This window comes from Deltaproteobacteria bacterium (assembly GCA_020848905.1).
Lineage (GTDB): Bacteria > Myxococcota_A > Polyangia.
Genome location: JADLHG010000056.1, coordinates 298,404 through 317,153 on the forward strand (window position 1 = coordinate 298,404; position 18,750 = coordinate 317,153).

Annotated in this window: 16 protein-coding genes; 9 read left to right on the top strand and 7 right to left on the bottom strand. The window is 70.4% G+C overall.

Annotation, left to right across the window (positions count from 1 at the left end):
* Nucleotides 1–17: 17 nt before the first annotated feature.
* From IT371_24660 to IT371_24670, 3 genes are all read right to left on the bottom strand, one after another.
* Nucleotides 18–1,460, bottom strand: a complete 1,443-nt coding sequence (locus IT371_24660) for an amidase (protein ID MCC6750873.1) — start codon at nt 1,458–1,460, stop codon at nt 18–20.
* Between the two features lie 37 nt (nt 1,461–1,497).
* Nucleotides 1,498–2,289, bottom strand: coding sequence for an SDR family oxidoreductase (locus IT371_24665; GenBank protein ID MCC6750874.1), 792 nt, complete (start codon nt 2,287–2,289; stop codon nt 1,498–1,500).
* Nucleotides 2,290–2,416: 127 nt separating this feature from the next.
* Nucleotides 2,417–2,776, bottom strand: a complete 360-nt coding sequence (locus IT371_24670) for a (2Fe-2S) ferredoxin domain-containing protein (protein ID MCC6750875.1) — start codon at nt 2,774–2,776, stop codon at nt 2,417–2,419.
* 87 nt (nt 2,777–2,863) lie between these two features.
* On the opposite strand from IT371_24670, the gene IT371_24675 reads away from it, so the two are divergent.
* Genes IT371_24675 through IT371_24690 form a run of 4 tightly spaced genes read left to right on the top strand, consistent with a single transcriptional unit; the run spans nt 2,864 to nt 7,090 of the window.
* Nucleotides 2,864–3,655, top strand: a complete 792-nt coding sequence (locus IT371_24675; GenBank protein ID MCC6750876.1) for a hypothetical protein — start codon at nt 2,864–2,866, stop codon at nt 3,653–3,655.
* Between the two features lie 23 nt (nt 3,656–3,678).
* Entirely contained in the window at nt 3,679–4,482 is an 804-nt protein-coding gene (locus IT371_24680; protein MCC6750877.1) for an ABC transporter ATP-binding protein, read from the top strand.
* Complete coding sequence (locus IT371_24685) at nt 4,479–6,236, top strand: hypothetical protein (protein ID MCC6750878.1); 1,758 nt, start codon at nt 4,479–4,481, stop codon at nt 6,234–6,236. Before IT371_24680 ends, IT371_24685 begins: the two co-directional genes overlap by 4 nt.
* Complete coding sequence (locus IT371_24690; protein ID MCC6750879.1) at nt 6,233–7,090, top strand: metallophosphoesterase; 858 nt, start codon at nt 6,233–6,235, stop codon at nt 7,088–7,090. The genes IT371_24685 and IT371_24690 overlap by 4 nt, the downstream gene beginning before the upstream one ends.
* Before the next feature lie 22 nt (nt 7,091–7,112).
* Here the strand turns inward: IT371_24690 and IT371_24695 are convergent, their stop codons facing one another.
* Complete coding sequence (locus IT371_24695; protein MCC6750880.1) at nt 7,113–8,120, bottom strand: hypothetical protein; 1,008 nt, start codon at nt 8,118–8,120, stop codon at nt 7,113–7,115.
* A 109-nt stretch (nt 8,121–8,229) separates the two neighbouring features.
* Between IT371_24695 and IT371_24700 the strand changes: the two genes are divergently transcribed.
* Nucleotides 8,230–9,420: a peptidylprolyl isomerase gene (locus tag IT371_24700; GenBank protein ID MCC6750881.1), complete on the top strand. Its 1,191-nt coding sequence runs from the start codon at nt 8,230–8,232 to the stop codon at nt 9,418–9,420.
* 33 nt (nt 9,421–9,453) lie between these two features.
* Here IT371_24700 and secA read toward each other — a convergent pair whose 3' ends face one another.
* Entirely contained in the window at nt 9,454–12,462 is a 3,009-nt protein-coding gene (secA, locus tag IT371_24705; GenBank protein MCC6750882.1) for a preprotein translocase subunit SecA, read from the bottom strand.
* A gap of 177 nt (nt 12,463–12,639) precedes the next feature.
* Here secA and IT371_24710 point away from each other — a divergent pair, with 177 nt between their 5' ends.
* The 4 genes from IT371_24710 (at nt 12,640) to IT371_24725 (ending at nt 16,783) form a co-directional block, all read left to right on the top strand.
* Nucleotides 12,640–13,488 carry an acyltransferase family protein gene (locus IT371_24710; GenBank protein MCC6750883.1) on the top strand — a complete coding sequence of 283 codons (849 nt, stop codon included), beginning with the start codon at nt 12,640–12,642 and terminating at the stop codon, nt 13,486–13,488.
* A 24-nt stretch (nt 13,489–13,512) separates the two neighbouring features.
* A complete protein-coding gene (locus IT371_24715; GenBank protein MCC6750884.1) occupies nt 13,513–14,601 on the top strand; it encodes an NAD-dependent epimerase/dehydratase family protein in 1,089 nt (362 codons plus the stop codon).
* A 159-nt stretch (nt 14,602–14,760) separates the two neighbouring features.
* The gene (locus IT371_24720) at nt 14,761–15,867 is read left to right on the top strand and encodes a hypothetical protein (protein MCC6750885.1); all 1,107 of its coding nucleotides are present in this window, start codon (nt 14,761–14,763) and stop codon (nt 15,865–15,867) included.
* A 217-nt stretch (nt 15,868–16,084) separates the two neighbouring features.
* A complete protein-coding gene (locus tag IT371_24725; GenBank protein ID MCC6750886.1) occupies nt 16,085–16,783 on the top strand; it encodes a hypothetical protein in 699 nt (232 codons plus the stop codon).
* A 48-nt stretch (nt 16,784–16,831) separates the two neighbouring features.
* Here IT371_24725 and IT371_24730 read toward each other — a convergent pair whose 3' ends face one another.
* Nucleotides 16,832–17,914 (bottom strand): hypothetical protein, encoded by a 1,083-nt coding sequence (locus IT371_24730; protein ID MCC6750887.1) that lies wholly within the window; start codon nt 17,912–17,914, stop codon nt 16,832–16,834.
* Nucleotides 17,915–17,986: 72 nt separating this feature from the next.
* A partial coding sequence (locus IT371_24735) for a carbon starvation protein A (GenBank protein MCC6750888.1) occupies nt 17,987–18,750 on the bottom strand: 764 nt, incomplete at its 5' end.

Genomic DNA, 18,750 nt, shown 5'->3' on the forward strand with positions numbered 1-18,750 from the left:
GATCCTCTGCGGCGTGCTCAGGAGACGAGCCCGAGGGGCGGTTGCCAGCCCCCGAGGGACTCCTCGAGCGCGAGCGCGGTGGCGATCGTGACGTGGTCCTGGCCGTGCCCGCCCACGACCTGCACTCCGAGCGGGATGCCGCGGGGGGAGAGCCCGGTGGGCACGGCCGTGGCGGGAAGCTCCATCACGTTGAAGATCGCGGTGTAGAGCCAATCCATCGGGAAGGCGAGCGGGACGTTGTGCCGCGGCGCGGGGCGCGGGTACGTGGGCAGGAGGAGCACGGACCCGTCGGAGAAGAGGGCGTCCAGCTCGGCGCGGAGCGCGCGCCCCTCGGCCTGATGCGCGGCGAGCTGCTTGTCGGACGCCTTGGCGGCCTTCTCGGTCAGGGCCATGAGCAACGCGGGGAGCGTGTGGCGGCTGCGACGGAGCGCCCAGCGCACGAGCTCGCGTCCGAGCGGGGGCGGCGCTCCGTCCCCGATCAGCTCGTGGAAGGTGGGTCCCTCCACGGCCGCGAGCATCCCCGAGTAGATCTGGAGCGCCCGGGCGAGGCGACGCGAGCCGAAGGGCTCCACGATGGCGCCGCGCTCCTCCAGCGCGCGACCGGCGCGCGTGACGGCCTCGCGCAATGCGGTGGTGGGCCGGCTCGGTAGCCCCCCGAGCTGGTCGCACAGCCAGACGCGGCGGCCGCGAAACGTGACCTCGTCGGGCTCCCCGAGCGGCAAGGACGCCACCTCCGGCGAGCCGTCGGGCCCCGCTACGACGCGGAGAAGGGGCATCAGGTCCTTGGCCGTACGGCTCAGGGGTCCCGCCACGCAGTAGGCGTTGATCGCCCCGAAGCAGGGCGGGTAGTGCCCGGCCAGCGGCACGAGGCGCGCCGTGGGTTTGTGGCCGAAGATGCCGCAGAAGAAGGCGGGCAGCCGGATGGATCCGCCGATGTCGGTGCCGATGCCGAAGGGGGAGGCGGCGGCGCCGATCAACGCGGCCTCGCCGCCGCTGCTGCCTCCGCAGGTCCGGCCCTGATCGTACGGGTTGGTCGTTCGCCCGTAGACCCGGTTATAGGACTCGATCCACATCGCCATCTCCGGCACGTTGGAGACGCCGAGAGGGATCGCGCCCGCCGTTCGCGTGCGCGTCACCGTGGTGGCGTCGGCGGTCGGCCGCACGTCGCGCCGGTAGACGGACCCGGCGGTGTTCGGGCAGCCCGCCAGCGCGAAGGTCTCCTTCACCGTGCAGGGGACGCCGTGGAGGGGGCCGAGAAGCTCGCCCCGCTGGCGAGCGGCGTCGGCCGCGCGCGCCTCGCTGCGGGCCGCGTCGAACCGCTGGACCACGAGCGCGTTCAGCACGGGGTTCACGCGCTGGATCTGCTCGATGTGCGCCTCGACGAGCTCGGCCGAGGAGAGCTCCCCCGCGCGTACCAAGCGGGCCTGCGCGAGGGCGCCCTGGCGAAGTACGGAGTGCATGGCAGGTCCCCTTGTCTGGGCCGTCGCTCGATAGCGACTACCCGGTGATCGTCTCGGCGCCGTCCACGAAGATGGTGTTTCCCGTGATCCATCCCGCCTCGGGGCGGCTGAGCGCGGCGATCGCTCCGGCCACGTCCTCGGGCCGGGTGAGGCGACCGCGGGGGTGTCGCGCGAGGGCCTGCTGGATCATCTGCTCGTTGCCGGGGATCTTGCGTAGCGCGGGGGTGTCCGTGACGCCCGCGAGGAGGGCGTTCACGCCGATCCCGAGCGGGCCAAGCTCCACCGCGAGCTGCCGGCAGTGGCTCTCGAGCGCGCACTTGGCCGCGCTGACCGCGCCGTAGGACTTCCAGATCACGCGCGAGCCCGCGCTGGTCATGGCGAAGATCCGGCCCCCGGCGCGCATCAGCTTCCGCGCGACCAGCTCCTGCGACCAGTAGACCAGACTGTGGGCCATCACGTTCAAGGTCATGTCCATCGAGAGCTGATCGATGCGCTCCTTCGGGCCGTCGGCGACGAAGGGCTTGAGCGTGCCGAAGGCCAGGCTGTGCATGAGCACCCGCACCTGGTCCGTCTCTCCGATGCGCGCGCCGATCGCGTCGAGGACGCTCGCGCGTTTCTCGGGGTCGGCGGCGTTGACGTTGAAGAACTGCGCCTGGCGCCCGGCCGCCTCGATGCGTGCCACGATGCCGGCCACCTGCGCCTCGGCCGACCTCCGGTCCAGGTGCACCCCGAAGATGTTGAAGCCTTCCTCGGCCAGCCTGAGGGAGGTGGCCTCGCCGAAGCCGCTCGAGGCGCCGAGGATCAAGGCCCAGTCGTTGGTTTCCGTCATGCCTCTCCGCTCGCTGCGATCACGGACGCCTTCTATCACGCCCCCGCCGTGGCTGGCCAGCCGCCGGCGCGCAGCGGCCGGGCACGCCGCGCGGGCCGCCGGGGGCGCGCGACCCGGTCGGTGTTCTCTAGCGCTTCGCGAGGTGGCGTCGCCACGCGGCGAGGTGCCAGTCGATGAGCTTCGGCACGTCCTCGGGGCGCACACCGCTCTCCATCCGCAGGTCGGGGTGCTTGCGTTCGAGCATCAGCGCCAGCATCGCCTGGTCGTTCCGGCGGCCGTCGCGCCACCTTTCCACCGCCAGGTTCGGCCCTCTGAAGCAGCGACCGAAGCAGCTGTGGCTCGCGAGCGCCACCTCCGCCTCGAGGCCCTGGGCTCGAATGTGCTCCCGGGCCGCGGCTTCGAGGCGTCCGGCGTAGCCGCCGCAGCTCTGCCCCGAGCAGATGCGGAGCACCAGGCCGTCTCGGATGGGTGGGGGATCGTCGGACATGGAGGTCGGCCGAGTCGCGTCGGCCTCTTGGCGTTTGATGACACGGTCGCGGTAGGATGTCCACACTTCCACCTTCGAGAGGCTCCAGTGCGTCGCCCATCCTTCATGGACCCCACCCTCCCGGCGCGACGCTGGCTGGACGCGGCCTGGCTCCTCGGCTTCGGCGTGGTCTTCCTCTTCGTGGTGCGCGAGCTCCGCGCGACCGGGGCTCTCGGTGGGGGGCTCGCCCTCGAGCTGCCGGGGGGCACGCAGCGCTTCGTCCTTCGTCGAGGTGGCCGGCCCGTCGCCCGCCTCGTCGAGGAGACGCATCGCGTGGGCAAGGAGTGGTTGCTCGCCCACCGCGTGGCCGACGAGCAGGGCGCGATCGGCGAGGTGCGGCTGCGGCTGCGCTCGGATCTCTCTGTCGCCTCAATACGGCTCGACCTGGACGGCCCGCGCTTCCTGCGGGCATTCGGTCCGGTCGGGCGGCTGCCCCCCCTGCTGGCCGGAGGTCGCTTCACCCTGAAGGGAACCTGCGAGCTAGAGACGGGACACTGCCAGCTCGAGGGGCGGGTGGGGCGGCGCCGGGTGAGCGAGCTCGTCGAGGTGGGGCGAGGGCCGGTGCTCGCCGTCGCGGTCCGCCCGCTGCTCGTGCGCGGGGTGCTCGGGCGGCAGGTGGAGCTCGCGCTCTTCGACCCGCTCTCGCTCGCTCGACGGAACGTGCGCCTCGAGCTCGGTCTGCGGCAGCGGCGTCGCTTCGCGGCCGGCGAGGTGGACGTCTGGCCGGTGCGCGAGGAGGCCGAGGGGCGGAGCGTCCGTCTCTGGCTCGATGCGAGAGGGCGGCTGCTGCGCGCCGAGGGGCCCGGCGACGAGCTGGTCGAGGCCGAGGAGGTCCGGTGATGGCGCCATCGGAGTTCACCCCCGTGCTCGAGCTTCGCGCCCTGCGCAAGACCTACGGCGCGTTCGAGGCGCTCGCGGGCGTGGACCTGACCGTGGCGCAGGGGCAGGTCTTCGGCGTCGTGGGGCCGAACGGGGCCGGCAAGACCACCACCCTGCGGCTCATCACGGGGCTGCTCTCGCCGACCAGCGGCAGCATCCGGGTCTGCGGGATCGACGCGCTGGCCGCGCCGCTCGAGGCCAAGCTGCGCATCGGCTTCATCGGCGACCGCCCGTTCCTTTACGAAAAACTGACGGGGGCGGAGTTCCTGCGCTTCGTGGGCGGGCTCTTCGGGATGGGGGCGAAGGCCATTCGCACCGAGGCCGCGCGGTGGCTCGAACGCTTCGAGCTCGCGAGCTGGGCCGGCGAGCCGATCGAGGCCTACTCGCACGGCATGCGCCAGCGCCTGCTCCTCTGCAGCGCGCTGCTGCACTCCCCGGACCTCCTGGTCCTCGACGAGCCGATGGTGGGGCTCGACCCCCGCGGCGCGGCGCGGCTGAAACAGGTGCTTCGCGAGCTCGCGGACGAGCACGAGCTGGCCGTGCTCGTGTCCACCCATACCCTGGAGATGGTGGAGCAGACCTGCGACGCGCTGGCGATCATCGACCGCGGCCGCATCGTGGCCTCGGGGACCCTGGACGAGGTGCGCCAGGCCCACCGCGCCGATGGCGTGCGCCTGGAGGCCCTCTTCCTCCAGCTGACCGAGCCGGGGCAGCGCTCGAGCGACTCGCCGTCGGCGACCGACGCGCCGGTGGCGAGCGAAGCGCCCCGCGGCGACAAAGACCGATGAGCCCGCCCGAACGCGCCCGCGAGTGGCCGAGCCCCTTGGGCCTCCTCTGGCCCAAGGTCGTGCCCCACGGACGGGCCCCGCTCTCGCACCGCCTCACGCGACTCGCCTTTTTCCTGGTCGGAGTGCTCGTGGCCGTCGGGATCCACCAGGTGGCCGTCTGGTTTCTCCGCCTCTGCCTCGGCGTCGAGGTCGTGGGGCCGCTCCTCTGCCGCCGCCTCCTCGACCTCGTCCTCCTCGTCCTCTCGAGCGTGCTCCTGCTGAGCAACGTGGTGACCGCCCTCTCGAGCTTCTTCCTCTCCACCGACCTCGAGCTGCTCGTCGCCGCGCCGATTCCCCCGCGCGTGCTCTTTGCCGCGCGCTTCGCCGAACAGCTCTGGCACTCCTCCTGGATGGTGCTCGCCTTCGGCGTCCCGGTGCTCTTCGCCTTCGCGCGCGTGGCGGGGACCGGCTCCACCTTCATCGCCGTGGGGGCCGTCTTGCCCCCGCTGCTGCTCGTGCCGGCGGCCCTGGGCACGACGCTCAGCCTCCTCCTCGTGGCCGCGTTGCCCGCGTCGCGCGTGCGCGGCATCCTGGTCGGGGTTCTCTTTCTGGCCTTCGTCGTCCTCTACGTGCTCGCGCGGCTGGTCGAGCCCGAGCGCTTTCTCAACCCCGAAGGGTTCGCCTCCATGGTGACCTTCCTCGCCTCGCTCTCGTCGCCGTCTCCGCCGCTCCTGCCGTCGCACTGGGCGGCCCAGGCCGTGGCGTCCACTTTTCGCGATGCGGCGGGGCAGGGGAGCCCGGCGCTGATGTTCGCCGCCCTCGTCACGGCCGCTGGCGCCTCCACCACCGTAGCGTCGCTCGTCTTCCGTCGGTGGCATCGGCTCGCCTACTCGCGCAGCCACGAAGGCCGCACGGTGGCCCGCGTCTCCCGGCTCTGGGGCTGGCTGCGGAGAAGACCCGTCGCGCCGGACGGCGCTCTCCGCGCACCCGGACGTCGAGGCGCCGAGGCCGACTGGCTGCGCGCCGCCGGCCTGATCGTCCCCCGGGGGGCCCCTCGGGAGTTCCTGATCAAAGATCTGAAGCTTCTGCTGCGAGACGCGTCGCAGTGGTCGCAGCTCGTGCTGCTCCTCGCGCTCGTCTTCGTCTACCTCTACAACTTCCGTTACTTTCGCAGCATCGGTGAGACCGGGCTGGTCGGACGGTACGCCCTCTTCCTGCTCGGCATGGGGCTCGCGGCCTTCGTCACGAGCGCCGTGAGCGTGCGTTTTGCCTTCCCTCTCGTCTCGCAGGAGGGGCGCATGCTTTGGCTCCTGCGCGCCGCGCCGCTCTGGCCCGGTCAGATCCTGCGCGCCAAGCTCCTCTCCACGCTTCCGCCCCTGCTCTTCGTCTCCGAGGTGCTCTCGATCGCGTCGAGCGCGATCCTCGGCGCGACGCCCTCCATGATGCTCCTCGGGGCGATCGTGGCCGCGCTCACCGCGCTGACCGTCGCGGCCCTCTCCATCGGCGTCGGAGCCCTCCTGCCCGACTACAAGGCGGAGAGCGCGGCGAAGGTGGCGGCCTCCTTCGGTGGCCTGGTTTGCATGACGATCTCGATCGTCGTCTCGCTGACCTTCGTGGCTCTCGCCGCGTACCCGGCGTACCTCCTTCACCGCGGGCTGCCGGACGTCGCGACGCCCCTCCTCGTCGCGGGCCTCGCCGCGCTCGCTATCTCGGCTGGCGCGGTGGTGCTCCCTCTCTGGCTCGGCTCCCGGGCCTTTGCGCGGGCGCAGCCATGACGGACGTGAGAGCGAGGACCGTTTTGCGCCTGCCGCCCCGGGGGACGCTCCTCGTGTGCACCGACCTGCATGGGCACCTCGGCGACTTCTGGCGCCTGCGCGAGCTCTTCCTGGCGGCGGAGGCGGCGGGGGAGCTGCCCGTGCTCCTCTTTACCGGGGACCTGATCCACGGCCCGACGGCGGACCTGGAGGACTGGCCGACCAATCTCGGAGACCCGTACCCCGACCAGTCGGCGGAGCTCCTCGAGGGACTCCTCGAGCTGCGACGCGCGTTCCCCGGCCGCGTGGAGTGCCTGCTCGGCAACCACGAGCATTCCCACGTGGGGGGGCCGCACACGCCGAAGTTCTGGCCGGACGAGACGCAGCACTTCGAGACGCTCGTGGGAGCGGACCGCGCCGCGCGCTACCGCCGGCTCTTTCGCTCCTTCCCCCTCGTGGCCCTGAGTCCGTGCGGCGTCAGCTTCACGCACGGTGCGCCGCACGTCGCCCTGCAGAACTTCGCCGAGCTGGAGCGCGTCGACTACCGCGGGTACGAGCACCTCGACTTCGCGACCATGGTCCAGGTCTCGCCCCTCGGACGCCTCCTCTGGTGTAGAAGCTGCCCGTCGCCGGTCGCGCGTCGCTTCCTCGCCGTGCTGAGCAGCGTCGGGCCGGCCCAGCGGGTGGTGGTTTTCGGCCACGACATCGTCGAGGGCGGGTACCAGCGCATCGGCGAGGAGCAGCTCCAGCTCTCGAGCAGCTTCGGCGTGGCGCGCGCGCGGAAGTACTATCTGCGGCTCGACCTCGGCGCGCGGTACGAGCGGGTGGAGGATCTTCGCGAGGGGGTGGAGCTCCGGCGCCTCTACGACGACTGAGGGTCCGGCGCGGGCGGCGGGACTACGACGCGGTGGCCGGCGAGACGTGGACCTCGTTGAAGGCCAGCTGGAGCGACTGGCAGAGGGCGGTCACGTCCATCTGGCCCTCGGCCACCATGGTCGTCGGGGCGAGGCTCTCGGGGACCCCGTCGAAGGGCTGGAGCATCAGCTCGCGCTCCCGCGGCGTGGCGGGGCGCAGGTTCATCTCCTTGCGGAGATCGCTGCGCCAGCGGAAGAGGATCACGAGGTGCACCGCGTGCTCGGCCACGCGCAGACCGACGGCGCGTGGGTCGCCCGGGCTGAGTCCCACGCGCTCGACCGGCCGCTCGAGCGTCGCGCGGGGCAGGCGGGCGTAGCGACCGAGTTGCTCCGTCGTGCAGTGCCGCGAGAGGCGGGCGCTGGAGAGGACGGCGGCGGCCGAGAGGTGCAGGTCCCCCGTGCTGCCCACCATCCTCGCCCCTTCGGGCCCCAGCCCCAGCAGCAGCGGGTGGCCGCCGAGCGCCGCGTAGCCGGCCTCCATCAGACGGGCGGCGACCACGTCGGGCAAGGTCTCGCGGGGCCCGGCGAGCACGATGCCGATGCCGTCGCGCGAGACTCCCTGGGCGGACGAGAGCTGATACCCGAGCGAGACGAGCTGCTCGGTCACCATCAGATCCACGAAGTCGCAGATGCGGCTCGACGCGCGGTGGAGATCGCCGGCCACGAGGCACGTGCCGGGCAGGGCCATCGCCGTGACCTTCGCGCCGACCTCCCGAAAGAGGCGCCCCTCGAAAGGCGCTTCCGTCTCCTCGTAGGTGCCGCGGAGGAGCTTCGCCGGGGTGCCGCGCGGGAGCGTCGGCAGAGGCTTGCCGTGTCGCGCGACGACGGTGGTCGGCACGGTGCCGGCCGGCAGACGTCCCGGCCGATAGTGCCGCGAGAGCTCGTCGAAGAGGCGCGGCGTGTTGCAGAGCAGGCGAACGCCGACGCCGGCGACCTGCGCGTGGAGCTCGAAGGGGGCGTCGGCCAGAACGTCGCTTAGATGTGGAATCATGGGTCCGACCCTAGGGCAGCTGATCGCGCGGGGCAAAAAAACCGCTCGGCTGGCCCGTCGAAAGCGCATCCGGTATCGTGTTCTCCTCGGAGAACGAAGGAGCCATCGCATGCTCTCGCGGAAGCTGGCCGTGCTCGCCCTTCCCCTCGCCCTCGTCGGCTGTCCCGACAAGACCCCTCCCAAGGAAGCGGATCGAGGCGGCGAGCCCACGCGCCCCGCGGATCCGCCGCCGCCGAAGGGAGCCGACCCTGCCGTCGATGACATCCCCCTCGATCCCAAGGCCGAGGAGGACCCGGCACGGCGACCCAAGGTCCCGGCGAAGGTCCCGACCGAGGTGGCCGTCAGGCAGCTCCTCGTCGCGCACTCCGGCGCGCCGCGTGCCGAGAAGGGGACGCGCAGTCGCGCGGAGGCCGAGCGCCGGGCGCGACGCCTCGTGGCGGCCGCGCGCCAGAAGGGGGGCGACTTCGCCTCGCTCGCCAGGCGTTTCTCCGACGCTCCCGACGAGGAGCGTGTCTTCGTCGAGACCTTTCACCCGGGGGACCGGGGGCCCGTCGCCAGGGCGGCGCTCGGCCTCGACCTCGGTCAGGTCTCCGACCCGATCGATGGGCCGGCCGGCTTCGTGGTCCTCGAGCGGGTGGAACCCGAGGAGTACTCCACGGCCCACATCGTCATCATGTTCAAGGGGACGAAGCTCGCCCCGGTCACGAACAAGAAGACGCGCGCCGAGGCCAAGGCCCTCGCGGAGAAGATTCGCGCGCTGGCTCTCAAGCCGGACGCGAGCTTCGCCGTGCTCGCGGCCCGCAACTCGGATTCACCGTCGGGCTCCCTCCGCGGGGGCGTGATCACGCCGCTCGGCCCGAAGCGCCTGACCCCGGGGATGGAGGCCTACCTCGAGGCGGTGAAGCAGCTCGAGGTCGGGGAGGTCTCGCCCGTCGTCGAGACGCCGTACGGCTTCCACGTCATCAAGCGCCTGCCGCTCAAGAAGATCGTCGCGCGCCACATCCTCGTCAGCTACGACGGTTCCAAGGGGCACCCGCGCGAGGCGCGCAGCAAGGCCGACGCGCTGAAGCTGGCCTTGAAGGTGCGCAAGGAGGCGGCCGCCGAGGGGGCCGACTTCGCCAAGCTGGCGCGCACCCACTCGGACGACTCCACGGCCGCCAAGGGGGGCGAGCTCCCCCCCTTCGCGCGCGGCGAGATGGTGCCGAAGTTCGAGCAGTACGCCTTCGCGCTCGGCGTGGGCGGCCTCTCGGCGGTGGTGGAGACGGAGTTCGGGTTTCACATCATCCGGCGAGAGCGCTAGACCTCGGCGCCGGGATCCTGGGCGGGCGGGCGCCTACTCCGCCTGCGACTGCCCCTCTTCCAGCAGCATGTGGCACTTCTTGTACTTCTTACCGCTGCCGCAGGGGCATGGATCGTTGCGGCCGATGCGCGGCACCATTCGCCGGACGGTCTTGGCCTTCTGCTCCCCCTCTGCCTCGCCGTCCTCCGCCGTTTGCCCCCGACCGAGCGTCATGCGGCGTTTCTTGTGCTTGTACTCGGGGAGCTGCTCCTCCTCGCGGGCCACCTGCACCCGGAAGAGCTTCGAGATGACGTTGCCCTGAATGCGGCCCATCATCTCGGAGAACATGTTGTAGCCCTCCTTCTTGTACTCCTGCTTCGGGTCCTTCTGGCCGTAGCCGCGGAGCCCGATCCCCTCCCGCAGGTGCTCCATCGCCTTCAGATGGTCGATCCACTGGGCGTCGATCTCCTCCAGCAAGAAGTGCCGCGCGAAGAAGAGAAAGTACATCGGGCCGAGCTCGGCCTCGCGCGTCTGGACCAGCTTCTCCACCGCCTCCCAGCAGCGCTCGGCGATGGGCTCCTGCTCCATGGCGACGCCCTTCAGGTCGAACTTCCCGTTGAAGGTCTGCTCGAGAGCCGCCTCCAGCCCCTTCAGGTCCCAGTCCTCGCCGTGCGCCTGCTCGGGGCAGAACTGCCCGACGAGGTCCCCAATGGCGTTCTCCGACAGGTCCAGGATCCGCTCGCGCTGCTGGATGAGCGACGCCGCCACCTCGCGGGACGTCTTCTCGATGCAGGCCTTCGCGTTGCGCGCCTCCGCCCGCAGGTCCACCACGGCGCCGAAGTAGCGGTAGAGCTCGTGGGTCAGGGCCTCGTACTGCACCTCTCCCCGGCCCGGCCCCTCCGTCGCGTCGGTGCGGTACGGATCCACCGTCTCCCCGCCCGGCAAGCCGGCGAAGAAGGGCTCCACGATCTGCGTCACCTGCGGCTGAAGCCGCTCGGCCAGGTTGTCGATGGTCCAGTCGCCGCTCTTCGTCGGCACCTCGACCGTCTTGCCCTCCTTCTTCTCCTGCTCGGTGAGCTCCGGCAGGTAGCGTCCCTCCAGCACCTGCTTGCGCGTGGCGTAGATCGACTTGCGCTGCAGGTTCATCACGTCGTCGTACTCGAGCAGGTGCTTGCGGATGTCGAAGTTGTGCCCCTCGACCTTCTTCTGCGCGTTCTCGATGGCGCGGTTGACGAAGCGGTGCTCGATCGCCTCGTCCTCCTTCATCCCCAGGCGCTCCATCAGGCCCGTGATGCGGTCGGCGCCGAAGATGCGCAGCAGGTTGTCCTCGAGCGAGAGGAAGAAGCGCGACGAGCCGGGGTCCCCCTGGCGACCCGCGCGTCCGCGGAGCTGGTTGTCGATGCGCCGCGCCTCGTGCCGCTCGGTGCCGAGGATGTGCAGCCCGCCGGCCTTGACCACCTCCTCGTGCTCCTTGGCGCATTGCTCCTGCATCGCCTTGAGCACCTGCGCGTAGCGTTCGGGCTCGGCGTCGGGGTCGACCTGCTGCTTGGCCAAGAACTCGGGGTTACCGCCGAGCAAGATGTCCGTACCGCGGCCGGCCATGTTGGTGGCGATGGTCACCGATCCCTTGCGCCCCGCCTGGGCCACGATCTCGGCCTCGCGCGCGTGGTTCTTCGCGTTGAGGACGTCGTGCTTGATGTTCTTCTTCTTGAGCATCTTCGACAGCACCTCGGACTTCTCCACCGAGGTGGTGCCGACCAGCACCGGTTGCCCGTTCTTCTGGCAGTTCTCGATCTCTTCGATGACGAAGCGGAACTTCGCGAGCTCCGTCTTGTAGATCACGTCGTCGTAGTCCTTCCGGCCGAGCGGCTTGTTCGGCGGGATCACCATCACCTCGAGCTTGTAGATCTTGTAGAACTCCTCCGCCTCGGTCTCGGCCGTCCCGGTCATCCCGCCGAGCTTGTTGTACATGCGGAAGTAGTTCTGGAACGTGATCGTCGCGAGGGTCTGGTTCTCCTCCTCGATCGGCACGTTCTCCTTGGCCTCGATCGCCTGGTGCAGACCGTCGGACCAGCGCCGACCGGGCATCTTGCGGCCGGTGTGCTCGTCGATGATGAGGACCTTGCCCTCCTCGACCAGGTAGTTCACGTCGCGCTTGTAGAGCGAGTGGGCCTGGAGCGCCTGCTGGACGTGGTGGAGCCACTGGATGTTGGACGGGTCGTAGAGGTTGTTCACGTTGAGGAGCTTCTCGACCCGCTCCACGCCGGTGTCCGTCAGCATCGAGCTGTGGGCCTTCTCGTCCACCGTGTAGTCCACGTCCTTCTTCAGGGACGGGATGATCTGGTTCACGCGGTGGTAGAGGTCCGCCGACTGCTCCGCGGGCCCGCTGATGATGAGCGGCGTGCGCGCCTCGTCGACGAGGATCGAGTCCACCTCGTCCACGATGGCGTAGTTCAGCTCGCGCTGGACGTAGGCCTCGATCGACTCCTTCATGTTGTCGCGCAGGTAGTCGAAGCCGAACTCGTTGTTCTGCCCGTAGGTGATGTCGCAGCGGTAGGCCTTCTGGCGCTCCCGGTCGGGCATGTCGTGGTAGATGACGCCCACCGACAGGCCGAGGAAGTTGTGGATCTTGCCCATCCAGTCGGCGTCGCGCTTGGCCAGGTAGTCGTTGACCGTGATGAGGTGCACCCCGCGGCCGGTGAGCGCGTTCAGGTAGCAGGGGAGGGTGGCCACGAGGGTCTTGCCCTCGCCGGTCTTCATCTCGGCGATGGTGCCCTTGTGCAGCGCCATGCCGCCCATGAGCTGCACGTCGTAGTGCCGCATGTTGAGCACGCGCCGCCCGGTCTCGCGCACCGCGGCGAAGGCCTCGGGGAGGAGCGCGTCCAGCGTCTCGCCGCGCTCGAGTCGGTTTCGGAACTGCCCCGTCAGCGCCTGCAGCTCGGCGTTCGACTTGGACTTGAGCCCCGCTTCGAGCTCGTTGATGCGGGCCACGATGGGCTGCATCTTCTTCAGCTCGCGGGTGTTCTTGGTACCGACGATCTTGCGGATGATGAAGTTGAGCACGGTCGAATCCTGACTCGGGCAAAGGGAGCCCGGGGCGTTCCTATAGCGCATCCCCCAAGCAGGGAGCAAGGCGACGGAGGCTATCATATCCCTCGGCGGGTCCTTCACAATAGGCGAGGGAGCCGGTGCCCGGCTGTCGCCTTGTCACGGGGCTCCGGGATGGTCTACGGTCCGCCCATGGCCGTCGAAAAGAAGGGCATGTTCCTCCGCTGGGTCGAGTCGCGACTCACCCCCGAGGAGCTCGAGCGCATCCGGTCCATCCCCACCCGGCAGAACGAGTACGGGTACGACCCCTTCGGCTTCCACCGCGACGACCTGAAGGCCGTGGCCCTCCTGGCCCGCTTTTTCTACCGGGACTACTTCCGCGCCAAGGCCTACAACATCGAGAACATCCCGGCCGGCCGCTGCATGCTCGTGGCCAACCACTCGGGGCAGCTCCCCTTCGACGGCCTGAGCATCGGCGCGTCGGTGATCTTCGACGGCAAGCCGCCGCGCCTCCCGCGCGCCATGATCGAGCACTACGTGCCGAAGCTGCCGTACGTGAGCTACCTCTTCTCGCGCTGGGGGCAGGTCGTCGGCACGCCGGACAACTGCCGGCGGCTGCTCGAGGACGAGGAGATGATCCTCGTCTTCCCGGAGGGCTCGGCGGGGATCTCGAAGCCCTTCAGCTCGCGCTACCAGCTCCAGCGCTTCGGCCACGGGTTCATGCGCCTGGCCCTGGCCACGCGGACCCCCATCGTCCCCATCGCGCTCGTCGGCGCCGAGGAGCAGGCCCCGGCGCTGAACGCCAAGTTCATCGCCAAGCTGATCGGCGCGCCGGCCTTCCCGGTCGTGCCGTGGCCCCCTTTCTTTCCGATCCTCCCGCTGCCGACGCGGCACCACATCTACTTCGGGCAGCCGCGCCTCTTCGAAGGGGACCCCGACGACGACGACGAGCAGGTGGAGCAGCTCGTGCGGCAGGTCAAGCTGAGCATCGAGTCGATGATCATGATGGGCCTCAAGGAACGGAAGTCGATCTTCTTCTAGAGAGAGCGCCGAGAGCCAGCCACGATGAGCAAGCCGCGCAGCGCCAAGCCGCCCCGAGCGAGCGCCCCGAAGAGGGCTCCTCGCAAGAAAGCCGTCCCTCGCGAGAACGCCGCGCCGGCGGGAGGCGAGGGTCCGAAGCGCGGCGGGCGCCGGGGAGCGCAGGACCTCCCCCGCATCGTCGTGACCGGGCTGGCCGGGCGCCTCGGGCGGCTCCTCGCCAAGCAACTGCACCGGCTCGGCAGCTACGAGGTGGTGGGGATCGACCGGCGTCCGATCGACGACCTGCCGAAGGACATCCAGCACCTCCGCGTCGATCTGCGGTCGCGCGCCACGCGAGACGTCTTCCGCGCCGGCAATGTCGCGGCGCTCATTCACCTCGGGATCATGCACGACCCGCGTCGAGGAACGGCCGAGCACCACAGCTGGAACGTCCTCGGCACCTCGCGGCTCCTCTCCTGCTGCCAGGACTACGGAGTGCGCAAGGTGGTGGTGCTCTCGAGCGCCGACGTGTACGGGCCGCAGGCCGAGAACCAGCAGTTTCTGACCGAGGACGCGCCGCTGATGGGGGCCATGGATTTCCCGGGGATCCGGGATCTGATCGAAGTGGACATGCAGGCCACCTCGTTCTTCTGGCGCTGTCAGGGAGGCGCGACCGAGACGGTGGTGTTGCGGCCGGTCCATATCCTGGGGTCCGTGCACAACGCCGCGTCGAACTACCTGCGCCTCGCGCGGGTCCCCGTCCTCATGGGCTTCGATCCCATGGTCCAGGTGATCCACGAACAGGACGTGGTGGACGCGATCCTCCTCTCGCTGCGGCCGGGGATGCACGGGCTGTTCAACGTGACGGGCCCCGGCGAGGTGCCGCTCTCCGTGATCCTCAAGGAGCTGGGCAAACCCACGCTGCCGATCCCCTCGCCTCTCTTCGGCGCGGCCATGCGCGCCCTGTGGCGCCTGCGCCTGACCTCCTTTCCCGTTCCCGAGCTGGCGCACATCCGCTTCACCGCGATGGTGGACGGTGGTCGCGCACGCAACGTGCTCGGCTTTCGTCCGCGGCACAGCCTGCGCGAGACGGTTCGGGCGGTCGGTGCCCCGATGGCCGAGCCCGCCGTGTGAACCGACCGCGACGCGCGATCCGTCAACTTCGGTTCACGCCGACTCGCGGGGCGTTCGTGGTTTCCCTGTAGCTGCTGGCCACCGCAGAGGATTCGCCGCCGACCTCCGGGGCACGCGGCTTGCTCTATGTGGGGCAGGACGATGGTCCCGGAGGCCCGCATGCGTGGCAAGGATTCCCCGCGTTTCGTGTTCGTGCTGGCGCTCGCCGGCGCTGTGACCCTCGCCGGCTGTCACTGGATGTCGGGCCGCGAGGAGGGTGCGTCGGAGTACTTCGTCTTCTGCGACCGGTCGGGCTGCTATCGGTGCACGCGCGCGGGGTGCGAGCTGCCCGGGGCCGTGTGCGACGCGGAGGGGTGTCCCGCGGGGAGCACGTGTCATCCGTCGGGCAAGGGGTGTGTGACGAGCTGCACGGAAGGGGCCGGCTGTCAGGGAGACCTCGTCTGTGTGGACGGGCGCTGCGCGGCGGCGCCGAGCCCGTGCACCGACGAGGCCGGCTGCGGCGAGGGTGCGTACTGCGACAGCGGCGTGTGCCGGAAGACCGGGCGGTGCAAAGCCCCTGCGGAGTGCGCTCGCTTCGGGCAGGGCTTCGAGTGCGACCCCGGCGGAAGCTGCGTGCCGCCGGTCGCCACGCCGCCCGCGCTCTGCCAGAGCGGGGCCGCGTGCGGCGACGGGATGTGCGTGAGCGGTCAGTGCGGCGCGTGCCAGGGGGACTGCGGCTCGGCCAAGACCTGCGAGCTCGACCGGCACTGCGGTGCGGGACGCGCCTGCCTCGACGGCAAGTGCACGAGCGCGTGCGCGGGCCCCGAGGCGTGCGGGAGCGGACAGGTCTGTCGCGCCAAGGTCTGCGTGCCGGATCCGAGCCCGGCTTGTCAGACCAGCGCGCAGTGCGGGGCCGGCAAGGCCTGCGTGAACAACCTCTGCCTGCCGGAGTGCACGGCCACGGGGCTCTGCGGGCGGCCGACGGACCTCTGCGGGGCCGTGATCCAGCTGGCCAGCGGGTCGAGCGTGCGGGTCTGCCGGGCCGACCACCGGGCGCGGCCGGAGTGCGCGATCTCGGCCAACTGCGTCGGTGGAGGCCAGTGCGTGAACGGGATTTGCCGTACGGTGTGCGAGAAGCCGGCCGACTGCGCGGGCTGCAAGGACGGCCCCGTTTGCGGCAAGGGCGGCTATTGCATGACGCAGCTCGAGGCGGCGCCCCAGTGCGGCGCCTCGGTCGGTTGCGCCGACGGGAAGTCCTGCCTCGGCGGTCAGTGCGTCGCCCTCTGACCGCGTAGGCGGTCGGATCGGCCGCCTCCCTGCGGACACCCGTTTGCGATCGGTTGGGCCGTGGAGCGACGCCGGTGGCCATCCTCGCCGAACCTGATGAGGGTCTTGCGCGCCGGCACGCGGCGCCCTTCGCCACAGCGCGCTGAAATCTCACGCTACTCGGAGGCCAATGGCCGTTGGTCCGCTCCCTGCACTGGCGGGCTTGCAGGAGGAGACCATGTCCAGACGACCTTCCCTTTCATCCTTCCGGCTCTGCGGAGCTGCCATCCTCGTCTTCGGTCTTTGTGGCGCCGCGCGCGCGGAGCCGATCTCGAATGCGGAGGCGAGGGCCTTTGCCGAGGAGATGGACGGTTACTCGCTCTTCCAGGCGCTCGCCCAGTTGCAGGCCACATATTGGCCGACCCTCGGTCAGGTGACGTTCGCCCAACCGGGGACGGGAGGCCGGGGCTCCGAGCGTGAGGTAGGACGCATGGTCTTCGCGGCGGACGGCAGCCACCTCCGCTTCGAACGGTCCACGGACGACCCGGCGCTGGCCGTCCTCGATGCGACGATGCGGCAGGGCTTCCGCGCGAAGATCGTGAAGGAGTCCGCCACGGCGGGCGAGCTGCACCTGACGGGGCCGGCTTCTGCGGCCGGCGTCTGCGAGGTCCTAGGTCTGACCTTCACGGGGCAAACTCGCAACGGATCGGCTCCGGTCGTGCTGTCGCGTGCGGCCTGCTTCGCCCGTCGAGGGACAACTGTTCTCAAGTACTGGCCGTCGGCCGGTATCCCTTCGGCCGAGCTCAGCTACGTCGAGCGCCTGCCGGCCCTGACGGGGCAGGAACTGCACGTCAAGGCGACGCTCGTGGGCGGCAGGCTGCGCCAGCCCGAGGCCGCTCGCGTGACGACCGAGTACCGGAACATCGCCGCTCGGTAGTTAGTCCGATTCCCGAGCAAGCCGTCGCTGGATAGCGGAACCTGCGGCCTAAGGCCACGGCCGCAGGGCCACGGCGGAGATCGCGTAGGGTTCGTACCGGCCCGAGATGCCGACGCCCGTCTGTGTCCACGTCATGGTCGTCGACGCGCCGCTGGCGGCTGCCGGTCGGCTGCTGGCGCGGCCCTCGACGTGCTGGTTCTCCCGCAGCCAGCGCTCGGTCTGAGCGGCGTTCACCGCCAGATTGGCGTTCGGTGTCTGCACGGTGACCGTGTCCACGACGACCTGACCTGCGGCGCTCGGCACGGCCAGCGAGATGGTCGGGTTCGTCGTCGGCGTGCTGATCACCGCGCCCGCTCCCGTGCCGTTAAAGGGAGTGATCTGCGAGACGCCGGTGAAGGTCAGGGCCCCCGCCGTGATGTTCTGCGAGACGCTGAACGTCAGCGTCACCGTCTGCGTGCCGGCCGCGGGATCCTTGAGGTACCAGATCTCGGTGCGTGCGTCGGGGACGGCGGTATTGTCCGAGCGGAGCTTCGTGAGGGCGCGCGAGCCGTAGGTCGCCGAGGTCACGGCCGTGTTGCCGCGCACCCCGGTGGTGACCACGAGCAGGCGGGTACCGCCGCCCGCCGAGGTGGTCGTGTGGCTCCAGCTCAGAGTGGTCGGTCCCGTCATCCCGAGGACGGCGCTGCTCGCCGTGTCGAAGCGAATCCCCGGGGGCTGGGTATCCGGGCGCAGCGTGTCCGGGCGCAGCGTGTCCGGACGCAGCGTGTCCGGGCGCAGCGTGTCCGGGCGCAGCGTGTCGCGGCGTCCTGCATCCAGTCGGCCGGCGTCGGGCCTTCGCGCGTCGGTCAGGAGCAGGTCTGCTAGGGGAGTTCCGCCGTCCGGCGCCGAGCCGCTGTCCCGAAGCCCGTCCGCCGTGGGTGTCGTGGAGGGCGCGCCGTCCGAGGGGCTTGGGCCGGCGTCGATCAGCTCGGGGACTTCGCCGGGGTCGCCCGGGTCGTCGCCAGGGTTGAGCGTGCGAGACGAGGCGCGTATGCAGCCCGGACCGAGCAGGAGCGCGAGCAGCGCCAGGCACCCCAGCCACGCGTGACGCGGCGTCGAGAGGCGAGGGGGCCCGGTGTCCCTGTTGCGCATGCCTCCCTCGATGGTGAGGGGCCGGCTCCACCCCGTCAATGTGAGGATCGGCGCAAGGTTACCTACCGGAACCTACTCGCCGGAGGCCTGCGGCTTGGGGCCCCGGAGCCATTTGCGCGCGGAGAAGACGAAGATGAGGCCCAGGGCTGCCATGGCGAGCACGCAGAGCGTCGAGAGCAGGTAGCCCTGGAAGACGAGCTCCGGCTTGCCCGACCCGACGAGCTTGGGGATGAACTGCTCCGTCACGAGCTGGTAGCCCGCGAGCTCCGTGGCGACCCCCACGAAGAGGAGCGGCGCGAGCGTCACCCAGAGGTAGCGGCGCTTCCCCTGGTTCACGAGCATCGTGCCCCCCGCGCAGAGGGCGATGCAGGCCAGGAGCTGGTTGGAGATGCCGAGCATGGGCCAGATGGTGGAGATGCTCCCCGTCCAGACGAGATAGCCCCAGGCGAGGCAGACGAGGCCGGTGGAGACGAGAGTCCCCGGCATCCAGTCCGTCCGCCCGAAGCGCGGAACGACGCGCCCGCCGAACTCCTGCACGAGGAAGCGGGCCACGCGTGTCCCGGTGTCGACGGTGGTGAGGATGAAGAGCGCCTCGAACATGATCGCGAAGTGGTACCAGTAGGCGATGAGCGTCTTCAGGCCGGGCAGACCCGAGAAGATCTGGCTGATGCCGAGGGCGAGCGACACCGCGCCCCCCGCGCGGCCGGCGAGCTCCTCTCCGATCTGCTGGCTGAGCTCGGGGAGCTTCTCCGGCGTGAGGCCGAGCGCGGCGAACTTGTCCGCGGGGGTGTTGACGGCGAAGTAGTCGCCGGGGGCGAGCGAGCTGGCGGCGATGA

Coding starts and splice junctions, on each gene's coding strand:
- IT371_24660 (MCC6750873.1), bottom strand. CDS start 1,460: ATGCACTCCGTACTTCGCCAGGGCGCCCTCGCGCAGGCCCGCTTGGTA.
- IT371_24710 (MCC6750883.1), top strand. CDS start 12,640: ATGGCCGTCGAAAAGAAGGGCATGTTCCTCCGCTGGGTCGAGTCGCGA.
- IT371_24715 (MCC6750884.1), top strand. CDS start 13,513: ATGAGCAAGCCGCGCAGCGCCAAGCCGCCCCGAGCGAGCGCCCCGAAG.
- IT371_24700 (MCC6750881.1), top strand. CDS start 8,230: ATGCTCTCGCGGAAGCTGGCCGTGCTCGCCCTTCCCCTCGCCCTCGTC.
- IT371_24690 (MCC6750879.1), top strand. CDS start 6,233: ATGACGGACGTGAGAGCGAGGACCGTTTTGCGCCTGCCGCCCCGGGGG.
- IT371_24670 (MCC6750875.1), bottom strand. CDS start 2,776: ATGTCCGACGATCCCCCACCCATCCGAGACGGCCTGGTGCTCCGCATC.
- IT371_24720 (MCC6750885.1), top strand. CDS start 14,761: ATGCGTGGCAAGGATTCCCCGCGTTTCGTGTTCGTGCTGGCGCTCGCC.
- IT371_24725 (MCC6750886.1), top strand. CDS start 16,085: ATGTCCAGACGACCTTCCCTTTCATCCTTCCGGCTCTGCGGAGCTGCC.
- IT371_24695 (MCC6750880.1), bottom strand. CDS start 8,120: ATGATTCCACATCTAAGCGACGTTCTGGCCGACGCCCCCTTCGAGCTC.
- IT371_24730 (MCC6750887.1), bottom strand. CDS start 17,914: ATGCGCAACAGGGACACCGGGCCCCCTCGCCTCTCGACGCCGCGTCAC.
- IT371_24685 (MCC6750878.1), top strand. CDS start 4,479: ATGAGCCCGCCCGAACGCGCCCGCGAGTGGCCGAGCCCCTTGGGCCTC.
- IT371_24665 (MCC6750874.1), bottom strand. CDS start 2,289: ATGACGGAAACCAACGACTGGGCCTTGATCCTCGGCGCCTCGAGCGGC.